1 pseudogene is annotated in these 2,067 nt (G+C 44.5%); it reads left to right on the top strand.

The window, feature by feature from the left end:
* Positions 1-2,067 (top strand): annotated as a pseudogene (locus GBO31_RS23315) (hypothetical protein); the annotation flags it as partial.

The following is a 2,067-nucleotide window of genomic DNA, read 5'->3' as shown; positions in this document are numbered from 1 at the left end:
CAGACCACAGCGGGTTATATTGCCCCTATTGTCGATGATCCTTTAACACCTTTAGTAGATGAATCTGATACCGATGGTAATGGAGTGAATGATGCTTATGATACCAATGGTACTGCTTTAGATCCAGATGTAGTTGATATAGATGGCACTGGTGGTGCGGACTATGTGGATACYGATGCTGATGGYGATGGTATTCCAGATGCTACCGAAGGGTATGATACCRATGGKGACAATGTWSCYGATACCTTACCGAGTGGTAATGATAGTGATGGCGATGGATTAGATGACAACTATGATGTTGATGGTACAGCGACTACGGATGCTGGCGGAGCTACCAATGGCGGTACAGTACCCACGGACTTTCCTGATGATGACAATCCAGGGGATGATAGAGACTGGCGAGATCCATTAGATGCAGATGATGATGGTATAGCGGATAATATAGATGAGGATGATGACAATGATGGTATTCCCGATGTTGTAGAGAGTGGAGGAAAYGCCCCTAATGGWGATGAGGATGGCGATGGTRTTCCTAACTGGCAGGATGATAGTGATGATGGTACTGGAGATGGAAGTACGACGGACTATACAGATAGTAATGGTGATGGTGTTCCGGATGTGTATGACAATGATGGTGATGGTATTCCCAACCACTTAGATTTAGACAGTGATAATGATGGATTATAYGATGTAGTAGAGACKGGCAATGGTGTATTAGATACGGACAATGATGGTCAGATCAACGGAAGTGTTGGAACGAATGGTATTCCAGATACTGCAGAAGATGGAGGTGTTGATGGCGCGGGAGTAAGTGGTACACCTACGGATACGGATATGAATCCTAACGATGGTCCTGATTATTTAGATATCGATGCTGATGATGATGGTATAGTAGATAATATCGAGGGTCAGACCACAGCGGGTTATATTGCCCCTATTGTTGATGATCCTTTAACGCCATTGGTTGATGAATCGGATACCGATGGTAATGGAGTGAATGATGCTTATGATACCAATGGTACTGCTTTAGATCCAGATGTAGTTGATATAGACGGTACTGGTGGTGCGGACTATGTGGATACYGATGCTGATGGYGATGGTATTCCAGATGCTACCGAAGGKTATGATACCGATGGGGACAATGTAGCWGATACSYTWCCGAGTGGTAATGAYAGTGATGGYGATGGATTAGATGACAACTATGATGTTGATGGTACAGCGACTACGGATGCTGGCGGAGCTACCAATGGTGGTACAGTACCAACAGACTTTCCCGATGATGACAATCCAGGGGATGATAGAGACTGGMGGGATCCATTAGATGCGGATGATGATGGTATTGCCGATAATGTTGATGAGGATGATGACAATGATGGTATTCCCGATGTTGTAGAGAGTGGCGGAAATGCTCCTAATGGCGATGAGGATGGTGATGGTGTTCCTAACTGGCAGGATGATAGTGATGATGGTACTGGTGATGGAAGTACGACKGAYTATACAGAYAGTAATGGTGATGGTGTTCCGGATGTGTATGACAATGATGGAGATGGTATTCCCAACCACTTAGATTTAGACAGTGATAATGATGGATTATACGATGTAGTAGAGACTGGCAATGGAGTATTAGATACGGACAATGATGGTCAGATCAATGGTAGTGTTGGAACGAATGGTATTCCAGATACTGCAGAAGATGGAGGTGTTGATGGTGCGGGAGTTAGTGGTACACCTACGGATACGGATATGAATCCTAACGATGGTCCTGACTATTTAGATATCGATGCTGATGATGATGGTATAGTAGATAATATCGAGGGTCAGACCACAGCGGGTTATATTGCCCCTATTGTCGATGATCCTTTAACACCTTTAGTAGATGAATCTGATACCGATGGTAATGGAGTGAATGATGCTTATGATACCAATGGTACTGCTTTAGATCCAGATGTAGTTGATATAGAYGGYACTGGTGGTGCGGACTATGTGGATACCGATGCTGATGGCGATGGTATTCCAGATGCTACCGAAGGGTATGATACCAATGGTGACAATGTTCCCGATACCACC

Origin of the sequence: Aquimarina litoralis (genome assembly GCF_019295435.1) — a bacterium.
GTDB lineage: Bacteria > Bacteroidota > Bacteroidia > Flavobacteriales > Flavobacteriaceae > Aquimarina > Aquimarina litoralis_A.
Note: the sequence above shows the minus strand (reverse complement) of the source record. Positions and strands in the feature narration are given on the sequence as shown.